This is a genomic window from Nostoc sp., from assembly GCF_036917535.1.
In the GTDB taxonomy this organism is placed as follows: Bacteria; Cyanobacteriota; Cyanobacteriia; order Cyanobacteriales; family Nostocaceae; genus Nostoc.
On record NZ_JBALDA010000076.1, the window covers coordinates 37,027 to 54,479 of the forward strand.

At 38.8% G+C, this 17,453-nt stretch carries 14 protein-coding genes; 7 read left to right on the forward strand and 7 right to left on the reverse strand.

Annotation, left to right across the window (positions count from 1 at the left end):
* Positions 1-490: 490 nt before the first annotated feature.
* The gene (locus tag V7K56_RS24400) at positions 491-1,450 is read left to right on the forward strand and encodes an NAD-dependent epimerase/dehydratase family protein (protein ID WP_334914426.1); all 960 of its coding nucleotides are present in this window, start codon (positions 491-493) and stop codon (positions 1,448-1,450) included.
* Between the two features lie 242 nt (positions 1,451-1,692).
* Here the strand turns inward: V7K56_RS24400 and V7K56_RS24405 are convergent, their stop codons facing one another.
* Positions 1,693-5,631: a DUF2157 domain-containing protein gene (locus V7K56_RS24405; RefSeq protein ID WP_334914428.1), complete on the reverse strand. Its 3,939-nt coding sequence runs from the start codon at positions 5,629-5,631 to the stop codon at positions 1,693-1,695.
* A 320-nt stretch (positions 5,632-5,951) separates the two neighbouring features.
* Entirely contained in the window at positions 5,952-7,544 is a 1,593-nt protein-coding gene (locus V7K56_RS24410) for a glycosyltransferase family 39 protein (protein ID WP_334914430.1), read from the reverse strand.
* A gap of 599 nt (positions 7,545-8,143) precedes the next feature.
* On the opposite strand from V7K56_RS24410, the gene V7K56_RS24415 reads away from it, so the two are divergent.
* On the forward strand, positions 8,144-9,112 hold the full coding sequence (locus V7K56_RS24415) for a TauD/TfdA dioxygenase family protein (protein ID WP_334914432.1): 969 nt from the start codon (positions 8,144-8,146) through the stop codon (positions 9,110-9,112).
* Between the two features lie 206 nt (positions 9,113-9,318).
* Here V7K56_RS24415 and V7K56_RS24420 read toward each other — a convergent pair whose 3' ends face one another.
* Positions 9,319-9,762, reverse strand: a complete 444-nt coding sequence (locus tag V7K56_RS24420) for a TOBE domain-containing protein (RefSeq protein ID WP_334849178.1) — start codon at positions 9,760-9,762, stop codon at positions 9,319-9,321.
* A gap of 96 nt (positions 9,763-9,858) precedes the next feature.
* On the opposite strand from V7K56_RS24420, the gene modA reads away from it, so the two are divergent.
* Positions 9,859-10,653: a molybdate ABC transporter substrate-binding protein gene (modA, locus tag V7K56_RS24425; RefSeq protein WP_334914434.1), complete on the forward strand. Its 795-nt coding sequence runs from the start codon at positions 9,859-9,861 to the stop codon at positions 10,651-10,653.
* Positions 10,654-10,691: 38 nt separating this feature from the next.
* Here modA and V7K56_RS24430 read toward each other — a convergent pair whose 3' ends face one another.
* From V7K56_RS24430 to V7K56_RS24440, 3 genes are all read right to left on the reverse strand, one after another.
* Positions 10,692-11,249: a peroxiredoxin gene (locus V7K56_RS24430; RefSeq protein WP_334914436.1), complete on the reverse strand. Its 558-nt coding sequence runs from the start codon at positions 11,247-11,249 to the stop codon at positions 10,692-10,694.
* Between the two features lie 57 nt (positions 11,250-11,306).
* Positions 11,307-11,549: a regulatory protein SipA gene (gene sipA / locus V7K56_RS24435; protein WP_334914438.1), complete on the reverse strand. Its 243-nt coding sequence runs from the start codon at positions 11,547-11,549 to the stop codon at positions 11,307-11,309.
* Positions 11,550-11,795: 246 nt separating this feature from the next.
* A complete protein-coding gene (locus V7K56_RS24440) occupies positions 11,796-12,296 on the reverse strand; it encodes a Spy/CpxP family protein refolding chaperone (RefSeq protein ID WP_334914452.1) in 501 nt (166 codons plus the stop codon).
* Between the two features lie 337 nt (positions 12,297-12,633).
* Between V7K56_RS24440 and V7K56_RS24445 the strand changes: the two genes are divergently transcribed.
* The 3 genes from V7K56_RS24445 to V7K56_RS24455 all read left to right on the forward strand — a co-directional run bounded on the left by V7K56_RS24445 (position 12,634) and on the right by V7K56_RS24455 (position 15,271).
* The gene (locus V7K56_RS24445) at positions 12,634-13,899 is read left to right on the forward strand and encodes a sensor histidine kinase (RefSeq protein ID WP_334914440.1); all 1,266 of its coding nucleotides are present in this window, start codon (positions 12,634-12,636) and stop codon (positions 13,897-13,899) included.
* Positions 13,899-14,561, forward strand: a complete 663-nt coding sequence (locus V7K56_RS24450) for a response regulator transcription factor (RefSeq protein WP_334914442.1) — start codon at positions 13,899-13,901, stop codon at positions 14,559-14,561. The genes V7K56_RS24445 and V7K56_RS24450 overlap by 1 nt, the downstream gene beginning before the upstream one ends.
* Before the next feature lie 212 nt (positions 14,562-14,773).
* Positions 14,774-15,271 carry a macro domain-containing protein gene (locus tag V7K56_RS24455; protein ID WP_334914454.1) on the forward strand — a complete coding sequence of 166 codons (498 nt, stop codon included), beginning with the start codon at positions 14,774-14,776 and terminating at the stop codon, positions 15,269-15,271.
* A 72-nt stretch (positions 15,272-15,343) separates the two neighbouring features.
* Here the strand turns inward: V7K56_RS24455 and V7K56_RS24460 are convergent, their stop codons facing one another.
* On the reverse strand, positions 15,344-15,769 hold the full coding sequence (locus V7K56_RS24460) for a nucleoside deaminase (RefSeq protein ID WP_334914444.1): 426 nt from the start codon (positions 15,767-15,769) through the stop codon (positions 15,344-15,346).
* A gap of 88 nt (positions 15,770-15,857) precedes the next feature.
* Here V7K56_RS24460 and V7K56_RS24465 point away from each other — a divergent pair, with 88 nt between their 5' ends.
* Positions 15,858-16,649 (forward strand): ion transporter, encoded by a 792-nt coding sequence (locus V7K56_RS24465; protein WP_334914446.1) that lies wholly within the window; start codon positions 15,858-15,860, stop codon positions 16,647-16,649.
* Positions 16,650-17,453 lie beyond the last annotated feature (804 nt).

Genomic DNA, 17,453 nt, shown 5'->3' on the forward strand with positions numbered 1-17,453 from the left:
GTAACATCAAAAGGCCATACAGAAAAATCATTAGTCAATGTGTAGATAGAATGCAATTCTTGAAGTTTAGCAGCTTCTTTCTTCAAAATTTCTCCATCACTCAGGTGAGTAAACTATTTCAGACTTGTGTATATACCATAAACCTGAGGGGAGGGTAGACTTTGATGTAAGTCAAAGGCGACGTAGAGTTTTTTTATTTATGCATCACTTTAATTATTTTATCTACTGAAATATTTTAGCCATTAAATTCTAACTGCATTTATTTCAAAAATTAAATGTCCCTAATTAGTAGAGGGTTAATTTTTATTGTTAACAACTACTAAATCAAATTAATACCATATTTTTAGCACAAGTGTATTAGTTTAATTATCTTTACTGCTAATATAACTAAAATAATCTATGAAGAAATCCTCAATTAATCACCATTTTTTGATTATAATTATTAACTTGTGAATATAGCGGTTAATCAGGATATAAAAAAATCGGCAACATGGCTAAAATTATCGTTACTGGAGTTGCAGGCTTTATTGGTTCTCATCTTGCAGAAAGATTGCTACAACAAGGAAACAAAGTGATCGGAATTGATGAATTCAATGATTATTACGATCCTATGTTAAAGCGAAACAATATTGCACACTTGTATCGTTTACCTGGTTTTGCATTAATTGAAGGAGATATGCAGTTTTTAGATTGGCAGAAACTCCTAAAAGATGTTGATGTAGTTTACCATCAAGCGGCACAAGCAGGGGTTAGAGCAAGTTGGGGTAAAGCTTTTCGAGGCTATACAGAACGAAATGTTAACGCCACACAAGTTTTGCTGGAAGCAGCTAAAGATGCTAAACACCTAAAAAGATTAGTGTTTGCCTCTTCATCTAGTGTATATGGTGATGCAGAAACATTACCTACCCATGAGAGAATTTGTCCTCAACCGGTTTCTCCTTACGGTATTACGAAGCTAGCGGCAGAGTTTTTGTGTGAACTGTATTACAAGAACTTTGGTGTGCCCTGTGTAACATTGCGCTATTTCACAGTTTATGGCCCTAAACAGCGCCCAGATATGGCATTTCATAAGTTTTTTCAATCCATTTTGCACGATGAGGCGATTCCTATTTACGGCGATGGCCAGCAAACGCGGGAGTTTACATTTGTTAGTGATATTGTCGCCGCTAATTTAGCTGCCGCTACCGCACCCCAAGCAGTGGGAGAAATCTTTAATATTGGTGGTGGTAGCAGGGTAGTTTTAGCAGAAGTCTTAAATACGATTGAAGAAATTGTCGGGAAGCCAATCAAGAGAAACCACATAGAAAAAGCGATGGGAGACGCCCGCCATACGGCTGCTGATGTATCTAAAGCACAGAAAATTCTCGGATATCAGCCGCAAGTCTTTCTAAAAGAGGGTTTGACGCAGGAATGGGAGTGGGTGAAATCTTTGTATTCCCTATCTTCCTAATTTTCCTCATTCTCTTTCTCTTTTTAACTGTTGTGTAAACCGTATTGATAAAAGTTTTGCCCTTAGCTGGTAGTCAAAACAACACCTTGTTGTACAGCACGCTTGCGATAGCTTTTACGAGTACTCCCAGCCATTTGATACTCATAGCTATTTTTCATAACCGCAGTAGTTTCACAAGGAGAAGCTACGGCGGTTATGAAAAATTTGGATGTATGAGATTGGTTTCATCGAAGGCATCAGCTCTATTCCCATGATTGAAATTCCTCAATGACGCTACGAATTAAAGAAGTTATTTGAGCGCGACGGGTTTCAAAGTTGGCGGCGATATAAATCAGTAAAATGCCAACTAACAAGCCAACAACCCATTTTAAAAAGGAGTACTGCAAGCTGAAAATTACTGATTGATAGATTGTAGTAATTAAAAAAGTGGCTGTACCAATGTAGAGAAAAGCCCTTACTCGCAAAGCTAATCCAGCAAAAATGGCAATGAGACTGAAAATTCCCGGAATCCAAGCTGTATTTTGATGAAATAAAATTACCCACCCACAAATTAAACCACTCCCTAGTACTCTCAGAAGATGACGAGATGTCTTGTACTCTGGTAGCTTCAGTTGGGTATCTACTTGAGCAATATAAAGCAGTGAGAATCCAATTAGCGTTACATACCACAAAGTATCAGTCAAGTGTAAGGAATCAAACCAGCGATAAAGTGCCCAATCAATCAACGCCACACTTATATAGGTAAAACGGATGTTTTCACCCACTCTTGCAAGGAAGATGTAGAATCCAGCTGCGATTATCAAGGTAATCGGGTAAGTTTGCAGTCTGGTTTCCCATAAAATTATCAGAGGTATGATGTATGCAGCTTGTTGCCAAGGTCTTTTAGACCAACCCCAATTTTCCCAAGGTAGGATGTACAGAAAGTAGGCTACCACACAAGCGATCGCACCATTCCAAGGAACTAATGGCCCAGCCCAAAATCGCCCTACTGCTGTCTCCCGCCAATAAACCCTCATCCCAGCTACCTCTAATAAGCCAAAGTAAACCCACATTTCGGCGATTGTGATTCCTCCAAAGAGGCTGGGGGAAGTGCGCGAATTTCGTCCCTGAAAGATGGCATAGCGAATTAAAAATACTCCAGCTCCCAATCCCAGCAAACGGTTAACTCCAATGGGAAGAGGAATAGCAGCCATTAATAAACAGCTACTCCAAGCCCAATGAATATGAGCAATTCTTTTCAGTTCTTGGGGAGTTAGGCGTAAGTAGCTGACAAGCCAAGGCGACAGAATGCGGTAAGCATACATGATACTAGTGCCAAGGGCAGACATGGCAATTAATCCATCACCTAATGCTCCTCCTGAAGCTTGTGACATTTGATAAAACAAAAGTTCATAAGCAGAAATTGATACGCCAATAATTCCTAAGTACAGCAAGGGTTTGAAGCTCTCGCGCCGTCGCCCCACGCCAATAACAATTAAAGCTACACCCAAGGAATATAAACCTGTCCATTCGGTGAAGGTGTTCAAACGCAGCAATACACTGAATGCACCATAAATTAAAGGCAAAATGTGCAGGCTGCTAGGAAACCTTTCTAATTGATGTCGTCGTCGCCACCACTCGCCGACAAGTTGAGTAATTAAACCCAAGGCGATGTTTGCGATTGCAATTTTAATAATTGAGCGTTCCCCAAACCCTAACACCTGAGAAATCAACAATTCCAAACACCAACCAATTCCATAAAATGCCCAATTTGTCGGTTCTCGCCAACTGCGATAAACAATGGCTGCCAAGGCGATCGCAGTGGTAATTAAGAATAAAAATCCTGAAGTAGTAAACCCTTGGTAAATCAGCACTGAGTGCAGTGTCAAACCTAACAATTCAAAACCACATAAGGCGATCGCCCATTTATCACTAGCGGCTGCATAGATAACTGCTAATTCGTTACTGCGTCGGCTTAGAACAGTGCGCGCTAACCATAGACTGAGAGTTGCGATCGCTCCGGCGACAAACCAACCTGCTACCGCTAGGCGAGGTAAACCAGGTACACCCGTCCACAGCAGCGCCCCAATGAAACTTAAAACAAATCCTTCTGTAATTACCGCAGATACTTGGTTTCGCAAATAGCGCGTATTTGCAAACATCAATCCAGCACCTACAGCTAAACCAATTAATCTGATTCCTGGTAGCTGTAAAGTCACTAGCTGGGCAATTATCACAGCCAAGACACTCAAGTAACGGCTAATAATCTGCCGCTCGATAATTGTGGCATTGGCAACACCCGTCAGAGCTAAAGGCGTAACTAGCCATAAAACTCCCCAATCAGATCGGTTATCAGCGATGCCATACCAAGATGATTCTGCATTCATCCACAAGAGGAAAAAACTTGCTGCGGCTAATCCTAAACCGATATCCCATGCACTACGTTGCCATAGTCCTTCCTCCAAGCTGAATCGCCATTCTGCAACCATCAGAGCCAATAAAATACTTGCCCAGCCTTGTTGAGTCAGGCTGGGGAATAACCAATTAATCGTAAAGCAAAACGTCAGCACCCCCATGATGTGAGTTAGGTATACCAGGGCAAGAGATGACGGGGAGCGGCGCTGAGTAACGAATGCGAGAGTGGCGGTAGAAAATAGCAGATTTAGCGATCGCAATGTGGGATTTACTAGAGCGATGGTTGTTAAAAGAGTTCCAAATAACAGGGTAAGTAGTTCGCCAAATTTAGCTAATTCTCGCTTTTGGCTGCGATAAAAGCTATCTGTAAGCGCCACCATCAAAATTACGTAGGGAAATAAAGCTATACCCAGTAGCGCCCAAGGTTCATTTTGAGAATTGGTGAGTTGAGTACTAGTTGCGATCGCTAATTTCTGTAAGTTATCAGGTACTAATCGCCAACCTAGCCAAATCGTCTCTAAACCGATGACGAAAACCGCTGTAAAGTCTCGCTTTAAACTGTATCGCCACAAGCGACTCCCCACAAACCACAAACCCAAACCACTGACAGTTATTGCTTGCCAAGGATAATTAACTACCGATACCAGCCAACCCAGAAAGAGTAAAACGCCCCCAAGTCTTTCCCAGAGTAAGAGAGATGGGGGGGACAAGGAAGATGAGGAGGATATTAATGTTACTTCCCCTGCTCCCCTGCTCCCCTGCCCCCCTGCCCTGCTCTTTCCCTGCTGTACTAACCAAGTCATCAACCAGCCGCAAATGCCAATAGCTAACCCCAACAGTGTGACATCTACCTTAGTAACAAAAATTGCTCGCACCAACAATACTATTAAAGAATAAATAATTACAGCAGTTGGTAAGCTAATACTTAACCTACGGCGATCGTCGCTGACAGTATAAGGCTGTTGGAAAAGATTGTGATAAACGGTAATGATAGTTGTGCCGATGATTGCCAGATAAACAGCAATTAAGGGAAATCCTCTTAATTGCCAACCCCAATGTAGATAACTCAGCCCCAGAATATTTACCAGAGGTAATTTGCCAGTATATAAATTGGTAAAAATAGTCCGATTTTTGGAGAGTAAAACAGTTATAGCAGTCAGGGTAGGAAAGGTGATCGCAACTACAATCCAATCCAGAGGATTTTGCCACAACCGAAAGCTATCCATTGCCCAAAAATTCACTGGCACTAACAAAAGAGTAGCAATCAGCAATGTCTGAGCCGTCAATCTGAGGTTATTTTGCCTAATTGCCCAAAAGCTTAATCCCCAAAAACTCAAAGTATAAGCAAATAAAACCCCGTATTGCCCAGAAGCAGGAAACCTCGCCCATTGACTAGCAGCCAGTACCGCAGAAGATACCACTACCAAGAAAACCCCCAGAAAAAGTAGCCAACGCACACTCAGTTCTGCCCCCAAGGACTGCAACATTGTGCTGATGAAGTTGGGTTTAGCTAGTTTTTGTTGTGGTTGTTTACCGCTACTAGCTTGTAAAGCTGCTATGGGCAACTGCTGCACAAGGTCGGAAGTTGCAAATACTACCTTTGTTTGAGCTTCAGCTTGGGGTTGCAACACCACTGCACACACCAGAAACTCTCGACATAACTGCCTGACTTGGACATCAGATATTAGACCTAAACGCAGCCATATATCTAGTCCTTCTAATAATTGAGGATGGGAAGATGGTAGTCTGATTTCAATTTTTAGCGGGCGCTCAAGGGGCGATGACATAAGCGGCAGCAGTACAAGTATATACTTAAATTATTTGTTGAATTAAAGTATATTTTTACTATAACTGTGCCACTTATAAGGCTAATTGATATTAATTTTTAACCCAATACAGTTTAGATAACCCCAAAACCTTAATGTACAGACGCGATAAATCGCGTCTTTTTGATTTATCGCGTCTTGAAAAACCAATTATCTACACCAATAACCCTTAACCCAAGCATATTGATTTTTAACCTACAAGCGATATTCAAATGCCAACTATCTGCTTTTATTTTCCACTTTGCAGTCTCCCAACCCTTAGATATGCCCGTATCTTTAGTTTAATTAGGTTTTGTTATTTTCCAGAGATAGTCGTCTACCTGCTGTAACTTTGAGTTATAAACTTTTTCAACTCCATCTTTTAAGAAATCAGACGGCTCGAACAAAAACAAAAATATGTCAGTAAAGCCATTAGTAATCTCTGGTAACTGGTTTTTTCCTACAATTTGAAATTGCACTTTTTGGTCGATTAATTTACTCAGTACTTGTAGCGGTGGAAAAAGATTATCTTCATCACTAATTAAAAGCGGTTTTTTCCCTTGATTAATAATATTAGCAATTTTAGGATATTCTTGGTATTTTTCAGGAAATTGGTTCCACCAAATCTGCGCTTGAGAGTGAACCATACAAGACACAACTCCGCCCATAATTACCATAAACGCTACAAGTGACCAAAACTTTTTTTGCCAAGCTTTAGTATAAATAGACGTGATCTTAGTGGTAAATAGGTAAGCAACAGCTAACTGTATACCTAAAACTGAAGGAAGTGTATATCGACTAGTAGCAAATCGCTTTTGAAAGACGAAATCTGTTATCAGTAAAGGAAGCCCTAAAGATCCAATCAAAGTTAAGACAAATAACCAAACTTTTCTAGAGGTTTTTCGACATACAAAATAAATGGAGTAGCTGATTAAAGCTAAAATAATTAAAATAAAAGGAATTAAGACAAACTTAAGTTTTCCTGGTTCGTTAGGACTAATACCTAAATCAAGAAACGCACGACTAAAGATACCAGCCCACCTTGTAGCTGACATCAATAATGTTTGTTTAGTATCCGCCCAAGTAACTGCTTCTGGCTGAGGATTGGTAATAATAATCCAAATCCAAGGTAGAAAAGTTATAAATCCTGCAAGCAATGATATAACGTAGTAAATTAATATTTTACTCAATCGGAAACCTTCGATTGTAACTACATAAATTCCCTGTGCAAAAGCAACCAAGGTAAAAAGTAGATGAGTATATAACCCTATTGATAATGTTACTACATAAATACACCAACTAACATTTGTTTGAAGGCGCATGGCTCGCAGCAGTGCTACGCTCGATGTTAATATGGCTACTATCGCTAAACTATACGATCGTGCTTCTTGTGCATACACGATGTGAATAGGGGAAATAGCTACTAACCCGACAGCTATCCACCCTACTAGTGAAGATTCAAATAATTCTTGACATAGCCAATAAAGACAAGGAAAGGTAAGCAGACTAATAAATGCTGAAAAACTTCTGATCGCTGCTATAGAATTGCCAAAGCACTCTACCCAAAACTGGGTAATCAAGATATATAGTGGCAAAATTTGCGAGTCTTCTAAAATAAGCCCTTTAATTGTATCAATTACATTTTTTTCCAGATTAGGATGCTGGTATTTATGTAAATCTTCTATGCCAATCAAACGACCATTACCTAATTGCGTTTTCATTTCTGACTGCGTATAGCCAGATATGCGTAATGATGAAAAAGCTTCATCACCCCAATAAATTTTTTTGTCAATATTGACGAAGCGAAAAAATACGCCTATTCCTAATAGGATTATAATTATAAGCCGTAACCAATATTTAGAAATAGTCCATTTCTGTGATAGTTGCTTTCTCATGTAGTTTTTAGTTTCCTCAAAGCCTTAATCAATGTTATAAAAAGACAAGTCATAATTTGTTACTAGCCTGGTGCTAATGAAAAAATCAAATTAGTATTTTGAAAAATGAAAAAATAAATAAAAGGTATTATTTTCTTTTTAAGCAGTATTTATTTTGCAGCTTTTGGCAAAAATATACTTATAGTTGTTTCTTTGTCATCTTCTAGTATAAATTAATCAATTAAATACTGATGTGACAAATAAAAATATTTTATAAGTTTTATATAAAAGTATTATAAATACATCTTTGAGTAGCGAATAATACATAGAGACTATTGTGGAATCGTTGTAAGTTCCAAAAAAAGCACTTGCAGCAAAAATTTAGTGCTTGCTTTATACACATTTAATTAGGTAGCTTGCTTTTTTACCTCCGGTAAGAAGCTTCTTAATCTGTGTTGCGAATTTTAACTTGCCCTTGCTTAGACTAAATTGACCATTTTTTCAGCAGTCTAAAATACTATGAACAAATACTACGGTAAATCGATCAGTTTATAGTATGATAATTTAAATTGCGATCGCTTGGGAACACCACCCTATCAATCAAATTATGGAGAATTGACATGAGCAATAAACACATTGAAGTCAAACAGGTAGCAGGTTTCATCGGTGCCGAAATCAGCGGCGTAGACCTGTCACGTCCTTTGCACGATGATGCAGTCAAAGAAATTCGTCAAGCACTATTGAAGTGGAAAGTCGTCTTCTTTCGTGGTCAAAACATCGATCATGCGGCACAGATTGCATTCACGGCTCGTTTCGGCGAAGTGACTTACGCACATCCCCACGAAGATGAGCCGATTGAAGGCTTCTCAGAAATCCTGCCCATTGACCGCAGTCGTTACGAGCGGCGCAATGGTCTGCGCCGTTCCAGCTACGAGAGCCGTTGGCACACCGATGTCACAGCAGTTGTTAACCCACCTGCGGCGTCAATTTTGCGTGCGGTTAACGTTCCTAGCTTCGGTGGTGACACACAATGGACAAATCTAGTCGCAGCCTATGAGGGTCTGTCAGCACCCCTGCGGTCCTTGGCAGACACATTAAAGGCCGAACATCGCTTCAATGCGCGTTTGAATTTCCCCAGCAACAGCAAGATTGCCCAGCGCATCGCAGCCAATCCCCTGGTTTCAATCCATCCAGTAGTAAGGGTTCATCCAGAGACTGGTGAACGCGCATTGTACGTCAACCCTGGCTTCACCTCGCACATTATCGACGTATCACGACAAGAGAGCGATCTGCTGCTTGAGTTATTTTTCAACCAGATTGCCAAGCCCGCCTACACCACCCGCTTCCGCTGGAATAACGGTGACATTGCATTCTGGGACAACCGCGCCACCTCCCATTTGGCCCCTCAAGACTTGGATCATCTGGAAGTCGAGCGCGTCCTTTATCGCACCACCATCACGGGCGATGTTCCAGTTGGTCCCAATGGTTTCCGATCGCAAGTAGTTGAAGGTGAGGCGTTCAATAGCGAACTACCAACCGTATTGAAGAACAAAGCTGAGAAATTAGAAGCAGTACCAGCGCTTTCATAAGCTACAGAGTGGTAAACATGGGCTGCGCTGTTCGTAGCCCAGTTTACTTACTGAAGTATTTAGCAAAATATAAATTTATTTGTGTAGCATTAAGTAATTTTTACAGCAACTTTGAATGATTCATCAGAACATTTCGATTGTTTCTTTTGAGTGAATAGTGATGTCTACGCCTACCCCAAGCAATAGTTCAGAGACATCACCACAGCCTATTCCCTGGCGATAACTATATCGTTGGACTTAATAACAGCATAAGCTTCTTTCCCCTCAGACAAATCCAACTCTTCTACCGATACTCTGGTGATGATTGAAGTTAACTCAACTTTGTGAACAATCTCTAGCGTTACTTCACTATTAACGGCTCCAGTAACAACTCGCTTAACAACACCCTTGAGAATATTGCGAGAGCTAACTTTGAGTGGTTTCTTTTGAAGACTAATTTCTATCTCAGGTATTTGAGTGTATATATCTTCCTCATCTGCATTTATGGTTGATAGCAAGTTTGATGGTGAAGAGTGTTGATTAAGACCACGTACCAGTTCTCGGAGAATCTCGGTCTTAGTTCGCTGAGACTGGCCACAAAACTCTTCCAAAATTTTTCGTTCCTCTTCTGAGGTTTGGAATGTGACCCACCCTTGTTCTTTTCTAGGCATATTTACTACCGATTGAGTTGGTTAAATGTTGGTAATTTTTGGTACTATTTTACCTAACATCAATTTTATGGAAGAAACCCTTCAAACGCCTTTTCTATGAAAAGAAGACAAATTTTTGGCTTTTTGGGTATAGCGATCGCTGGCTTGCTGCTAGCAATTGGTTTACCGTTGGTTCCTCTTTCTCCAGTAATAGCACAGTCGAACACCAGCATACTCGTATCCGCAGCTGCCAGCTTAAAAGATGCACTGGAAGAAATTAAGCCTTTGTACCAACAAAGTAAATCAAATATCAATATTAGTTATAATTTTGGGGCTTCTGGTGCCTTGCAGCAACAGATTGAGCAAGGTGCGCCAGCGGATATCTTTATTTCTGCTGGCAAAAAGCAAGTGGATGCTTTGGAAGAAAAAGGACTGTTGCTACCAGGTAGCCGTATTAACCTAGCAAATAACCGTCTAGTCTTGATTGTGGCTCAGGATGTTGTTGGCATTAGTAGCTTCTACAATTTAACAGATAGTAAGATTAAAAAAATTGCGATCGGTGAACCCAGAAGCGTACCCGCCGGTCAATATGGCGAGCAAGTCTTAAAGAAATTGAAACTTTACGATCGCCTCAAGTCGAAATTTGTCTTTGCTAACAATGTGCGTCAAGTCTTAGCAGCAGTAGAAAGTGGTAATGCTGAAGCAGGTTTAGTTTATGCCACTGATGCCAAAATTTCCAACAAGGTAAAAGTCGTAGTTGCTGCTGATGATAAATTCCACTCACCGATTGTCTATCCGGTAGCAATAATTAAAAGCAGTAAAAATCCTTCTGCTGCCAAAGAATTTGTCCAGTTTTTATCTGGCAGTCAAGTTAAAACTGTACTCAGAAAATATGGGTTTATTGTGAGTTAAAATAAGGGGCTTAAGCCCCTTGTCTTGTTAATTGAGATTTAAGAAGCTGTGGACTGTAATTTTTCTAGTCGTGCCAGCACTTCTGAACTGTGAATAGTTGGGTTGACTTTGACAAAAGTCTCGCGCAAGACGCCTTGAGGATCGATTATAAAACTGTGGCGCATAGATAAAAAGCCGAGCCACGAACCGTAAGCCTTACTCACTGAACCATCTGTGTCAGCCAACAAAGGGTATTTTAGTCCCTCTGAATCACAAAATTTGGCGTGAGAATCAATGTCATCAGCACTAACGCCAATAATCTGAGCGTTTTTTTCGAGATATTGGGGTAAGTCTTGCTGAAAACGACGAGCCTCTATAGTACAACCAGAGGTGAAGTCTTTAGGATAAAAGTACAAGACTAGCCATTTACCGCGCAAGTCAGAGAGGGAAATTTTGCCATCACCTGTGTTGGTTGGCAAAGTAAACTCTGGTGCGGGTTGATTAATTGCCGGAAGTTTACCACCAAGAGCACTAGCAATAGGGGTAAAATTCAGCCAGATGATGACAGAAATACAGCTGACAAATAATATGCTTAAAAAAATGTAGCGGGAAATCATGGTGAAAACCAGAATCACAACTTTACATAAGTTTACAATTTTTTGTTACGAGAAATCTTATTCTAAATGAGATTCGGGAGGGGTATCTGTGCTTTCGATATATTGACTATCTAGGAGAAAGACCCCTCTAGCAAAGCGAATACCCCAATATCCACCGGGTCTGCGGTCAATGACTATACCTTCTTCGCCCATCTGAATTACATTAGGGGGGCGTAGCATGGGCATAGGTTCAGCAGTTTTGACATAAGCTGGTAGCGCCACAACACGGACTTTACTACCAATTGCGAATTCTTTTAACATTTTAATCAAGCGGAGTTTTGATTAACTCATAACTCAAAACTAGCTTGAAAGTCTACTAAATTGAGCAGGGAAATAAATAGGGAAAGGGAAAGGGGATGAAGTTTTTCCCCTTTCCGCATCTTCTGCAAGAAGTCTATTAATTTTTAACTTTGCATCATAATCTATTTTGGGATTGAGATGGGCAGCACTGCCCACCCCAGAATTCTTATTTTTTGGAAGATAAGATGATTGTTGGGGATTGCCTTGTTAACGGCGTGAAGGAGCATTTTGACGGAATTGCTCTAACTTTTGACGTTGTTCCGGGGTGAAGACTGCTTGAATCTGTTGTTTTTCAGACTCGCGGATTTGTCGGATTTGGCCTTTCTGTATTTCACTGAGATTTAAGTCAGCAAAATCACCTTTTTTGCGACCATGATGCTGTCCTGGTTGCCGTTGACCTGTTTGCCCCTGCGCCTTACGCGCTTGCCACTCAGCCCGACGTGCTTGTTTTGCCGCCTCTAATTTTGCTTTTTGTTCTGGGGTAAAAACTGCTTCAATTTTGGTGCGGCTATCGCGGCGAATTGTCTGAATTTGGGCTTTTTGGGCATCTGTTAGACCCAAATCTTTCCAAGGGCCTCTTTGTTTGTATGGAGTTTGTGCAAGTAACATGTGTGAAGGAGAGGCTGTTTGAGCGTGAACAGCAAAGGAAGTTGCAGTTAAAGTGAGAGCGATAGCGGAAGCAACTAGCGATAATGCTTTGAGTTTCATTACTTGTCTGGTGGGTTTTTCCTGGTTGGATGCCACCATCATAAGAACTTATCTTCAGCAGTTACATGAGGAGAAAGTCATGGTTCTATCCATGACTTTAGTCATGATTAAATTTTGACAAACATGATTGACAATAAATAGTTAGAAGTTATAAATTATGGAATTTTTGATTATGATGAGTTTATAATTCATTATTTAGCTGATTAAATAACTGTTTTGTTCTTAAAATTTACTTTTGATTTCTCACTCAGCGAAAAATTTAAGCGTGAAATATTTGCTCAATTCTTCAGAATTATTAACTTCTAATTTATAAATTAGAACTGGAGCAATGCGACTAATGAATCGTCCAATTGAAATTAAGAAACATCCTTTTCCATCTCTACTTTATCTGGAGTGGATATTACTAGCGATCACGGCATTGACAGCTATGATACCACCTCCGTTACGGCGATTTCGTCCCAAGCCTCTAGAACTATCAATTTGTGGTGCATTTCCAGACTTGTCAGTTTGTAGCATATTACCAGATCTATCAATTTATAGTTTGATTGTTTTTGCGGTAATGGGCTTAAGATTACCCAGAAATAACCAGAAAACTAAGGTAATATACACAGCTATCGAAATTTTATTGATTTTAATAATTGGACTTTTTGGGGAGAGATTTGCTCGGCTCTTCCCCTTTTTATACATAATTTTAGTAACTCGCAGTTGTCTAATTTTTCAGTTAAATGGACGTTTATTAGTTACAGCTTTGTCATTTGCCTTATATTTAGTTACTACACAACTAAAATATCAGTTATTCAATTTTCAAGCATCGCTGCAGGCACAAGAGCGATATCGATTTTTGATTTTGAATTCGTCACTAGTATTTGGCTTAAGTTTGGTTTTTGTGTTGTTGTTGATGAATGCAGTTTTGTCTGAACGGCAAAGTCGAGAAAAGTTAGCTCTTGCTAACGAAAAACTCCGTCAATATGCTATGCAAATAGAAAATCAAGCTACCTTAGAAGAACGTAACCGTATTGCTCGTGAAATTCATGATTCATTAGGACACTCTCTGACTGCTTTAAATTTACAACTAGAAACTGCTTTAAAACTATGGCAATCTAACCCAGGTAAAGCTGAAACATTTCTCACAACTGCAAAGGAATTAGGTTCAAAGGCGCTAAAAGATGTTCGTCAATCTGTTTCTACTATGCGTTCTAATCCTTTACAAGAACAATCTTTAGAAGATGCGATCGCTAGTCTTTCAGAAAATTTTCATCGCTTTAATGGAATATTACCAAATTATCAAATAAACCTGGAATATTCTCTACCACCTGAAATCAATACTGCTATTTACCGGATTACTCAAGAATCTTTAACTAATATATCTAAATATGCGGATGCCACAGAGGTAAAATGGGAACTCACTACGATTAAAAGCAATTTACGATTAATAATTCAGGATAATGGTAAAGGTTTTGATGTAGAGCAAAATACTACTGGTTTTGGACTTCAGAGTATGCGCGATCGCACTTTAGCACTTGGGGGTAAGTTTAATATTAATAGCACTCTTGGCTCTGGTTGCAAAATTACAGTTAATATTCCATTAACAAGGCTAACATAATGATTAAAGTATTACTAGTAGATGACCAAAGCTTAATTCGTCAAGGATTAAAAGCGTTATTGGAACTAGAACCAGATTTAGAGATAGTTGGAGAAGCAGAAAACGGCGAACAGGCGATTAATTTTGTTGCAAAATTTCAGCCAGATGTAATATTGCTAGATATCAGAATGCCGATTATGGATGGAGTTGCAGCCACGCAGGAAATTCAAAAGCGTTTTGGCAAAACTAAGATTTTAGTACTAACGACTTTTGATGATGATGAATATGTATCAGCAGCTTTAAAAAATGGGGCAATGGGTTATTTATTAAAAGATACACCATCAGAAGAATTAGCTGTTGCTATTCGTGCCGTTTATAAAGGATATACTCACTTAGGCCCAGGTATAGTTAAAAAGCTGTTGACTAAGTTTTCTCATATTGCATCAACCCAGTTACCGCCTGTACCATCTAGTTTAACTGAACTTACTCCTAGAGAAAAAGAGGTTTTGCGGTTAATTGCTACAGGCGCTAGTAACCGGGAAATTGCTCAGGAACTCTATATTTCTGAAGGGACAGTAAAAAATCATGTTACGAATATTTTAAACAGATTAAATTTGCGCGATCGCACTCAAGCTGCGATTTGGGCAAATACATATTTATCCTATTTGAATGAACCAAATTAAATAATTCGTAATTCTTCAAAAATGAAAAAATCATAACTTAATTATTGACAAAATCGATAAAAAATGTATTAAATACATCGGGAAAAAGCAGGCGATCACTCATCACCTTAAGCAGACCGATCGTTAAGCTTGAAGCTCAAACTGTATATTATTTTATACTACAATTGTAGTATTTAGATTAGTCTTGATTACACTTACATTGTTTTATGGAAGTGATTTTGGGTGATATCACAAAGTTAGAAGTCGATGCTATCGTCAATGCTGCAAATACTGGTCTGCTTGGTGGTAGTGGCGTAGATGGAGCAATACACAAGGCATCTGGCTCGAACCTAGTTGATGAGTGTAGGTCACTTGGAGGATGTAAGATTGGCGATGCTAAATTAACCAAAGGATATCGCTTACCTGCAAGTTTCATCATTCATACCGTAGGCCCAGTATGGCGAGGAGGTAATCACAGAGAACCCGAACTTATTGCTCAGTTTTACTATAAATGTATGCAAATTGCCGCAGATAAAGAGTTTAAGAGTTTGGCATTTCCTTGCATTAGTACTGGCATTTATAAATATCCTAAAACTTTAGCAGCTGAGGTGGCAGTGAAAATATGCGATGAACAGCTACAAAAAAATGGTCGTCCCCAAAGAATAACTTTTTGCTGCTATGACCCAGAAAATTATGGAATATATACAAATATTTTAGGACTTACGCATTAGACCAAAGACAAAGAACAAGATTTTTCGAGTTACTTTGGAAGAACTACTCCTAAAAATAAGTTTTTTAGTAACTTATTTAAATAATTCTAAACATTCATTTTTTAAAACATCTTTTGTAACTTTGATTTCTCTAAATGACTTATCGATCACCTCTTCACAAGATATACTAATTTGTGATTGATTTACATTAATTAAATCTTGAATTGAAGCACCATATACAATTTCTGATAAACCACTCCAAACACAAGCAGTTGCACACATCGGACAAGGTTCGCCAGTTGTATATATGCTATAACCTTCTAAAGAAGGGTTTTTAAGTTTAGCTGTTAAACTACGAATAGCATTGATTTCTGCATGGGCTGATGGATCGTTGTTTCTCATCACAGTATTATGAGCTACGGCAACAACTTCGTTATCTTTAACAATCACTGCACCGTAGGGTGCATCGCCTTCTTTTGCTTCTGCCAATGCTAAACGCATAAAATCTTCTGGATTCATATAAGCTGAGGTTAACATAAGGATAATGATTAATAATATCGTATTTCTAATGTTATAACTGGGAATTAAGATGTATTAATGGTCGAATATGTTACTGAGCCGACAGGAAACAGAATTTTACTTAGAAGACCTAGAAACACCAATAGGTAAAGCGATTAATTTAACACTTGCCTCTTTGGTGCTAATATCATCAGGAATTTTTGTGGCAGAAACATATAATATTCCTGATGATATGCGGTTTCAGTTAAATGTAGCTGATACTGCGATCGTCATCATCTTCGCTGTGGAATATTTACTCCGCCTGTGGAGTGCGGAAAACAAAATTAAGTATATTTTTAGCTTTTATTCGATTATTGACTTAATGGCGATTATGCCATTTTTTCTAGGTATGGTGGATATTAGCTTTATCCGCCTATTACGATGGTTTCGGATTTTACGATTAATTAGATTTATAGATAGAAAGTTTTTATTCGCTAGTATCAGTAGTGAAGATGGGATGATTTTTGCGCGAATATTATTTACGTTATTTGCAATTGTTTTTATTTACTCTGGTTTAATTTATCAAGTGGAGCATCCGGTTAATCCTGAAAATTACGGTACATTTTTGGATGCATTTTACTTTTCTGTTGTCACAATGACAACTGTAGGATTTGGCGATGTTATTCCAATTTCGGAATTAGGACGCTTGCTAACAGTATTGATGATTTTTACCGGAATTGCATTGATTCCTTGGCAAGTGGGAGATTTAATTAAGCAAGTGGTGAAAACTGCTAATCAAGTAGAAATAGTTTGTTCGGATTGTGGTTTAGCTTTCCATGATGTAAATGCTGGGTTTTGTCAGAGGTGCGGGACTAAGTTACCTAGTCGCAGGATTGATTAGACATCTGGTGAAATTAAATATGCGTTATCTACAATCATTGGGAAAATATAGTACTGTAAAGTTTCTACATCCTTTTTCACTCCTATAGGATATCTCTCTTGAGGAAAACCCAGGTTCAATAACAATTACAGTTAGTGCTATTGAAGTAGAATAATTTACAGAGGAAGAATAAATAATCGTCTCCAGCAAAAATTGCCTATTCTTCGTAAAATGTAAATCGCAAAACAAAAAACCTTTCTATTTTTATGACTGTAAAACATCAGACCGAAAAAGACTCTCTTACAGCAAGCACCAGTATAAAGATAAATCAAGAAATAGAAAACGAAAAAGTTCTATGTTCTCATTGTCAGCGTACTGCTACGAATAATATTAAATGTAAAGGAATTTGTGTGGCTGACAATGACTATTGATGTAATGTAAAAAAATTATATTCATATTCCATTATTCCCTCTTAGCACTGTAACCCAAATGGGTGAGCGACATTTCCAAGTCCAAGGACTCTCCATCAATAAGGATAATCTCTAACTCAGAGACAAGGGTGGGCGTTGAGGTATATTTATGCAATGATAAGCAATAATCTCGCCAGAACGTTGCTCTTTTAGGATTGAAGATGAGTATACTAACCAAGTTTATTGATAAAGCTTTGAAAGCTAAAAAATAGTGACACCATTACTTAGACAACAAATTCAAGATTTTAATTATACGATTTCAGGACTTACGCAACTGGCACAGGGTGATCGCAATATTATAGTACCTAAGTACTATATAAAAGTTGTATACTTAGAGAGCATAGCTGAAATTAGT

Coding starts and splice junctions, on each gene's coding strand:
- V7K56_RS24400 (WP_334914426.1), top strand. CDS start 491: ATGGCTAAAATTATCGTTACTGGAGTTGCAGGCTTTATTGGTTCTCAT.
- V7K56_RS24405 (WP_334914428.1), bottom strand. CDS start 5,631: ATGTCATCGCCCCTTGAGCGCCCGCTAAAAATTGAAATCAGACTACCA.
- V7K56_RS24410 (WP_334914430.1), bottom strand. CDS start 7,544: ATGAGAAAGCAACTATCACAGAAATGGACTATTTCTAAATATTGGTTA.
- V7K56_RS24415 (WP_334914432.1), top strand. CDS start 8,144: ATGAGCAATAAACACATTGAAGTCAAACAGGTAGCAGGTTTCATCGGT.
- V7K56_RS24420 (WP_334849178.1), bottom strand. CDS start 9,762: ATGCCTAGAAAAGAACAAGGGTGGGTCACATTCCAAACCTCAGAAGAG.
- modA (WP_334914434.1), top strand. CDS start 9,859: ATGAAAAGAAGACAAATTTTTGGCTTTTTGGGTATAGCGATCGCTGGC.
- V7K56_RS24430 (WP_334914436.1), bottom strand. CDS start 11,249: ATGATTTCCCGCTACATTTTTTTAAGCATATTATTTGTCAGCTGTATT.
- sipA (WP_334914438.1), bottom strand. CDS start 11,549: ATGTTAAAAGAATTCGCAATTGGTAGTAAAGTCCGTGTTGTGGCGCTA.
- V7K56_RS24440 (WP_334914452.1), bottom strand. CDS start 12,296: ATGAAACTCAAAGCATTATCGCTAGTTGCTTCCGCTATCGCTCTCACT.
- V7K56_RS24445 (WP_334914440.1), top strand. CDS start 12,634: ATGAATCGTCCAATTGAAATTAAGAAACATCCTTTTCCATCTCTACTT.
- V7K56_RS24450 (WP_334914442.1), top strand. CDS start 13,899: ATGATTAAAGTATTACTAGTAGATGACCAAAGCTTAATTCGTCAAGGA.
- V7K56_RS24460 (WP_334914444.1), bottom strand. CDS start 15,769: ATGAATCCAGAAGATTTTATGCGTTTAGCATTGGCAGAAGCAAAAGAA.
- V7K56_RS24465 (WP_334914446.1), top strand. CDS start 15,858: ATGTTACTGAGCCGACAGGAAACAGAATTTTACTTAGAAGACCTAGAA.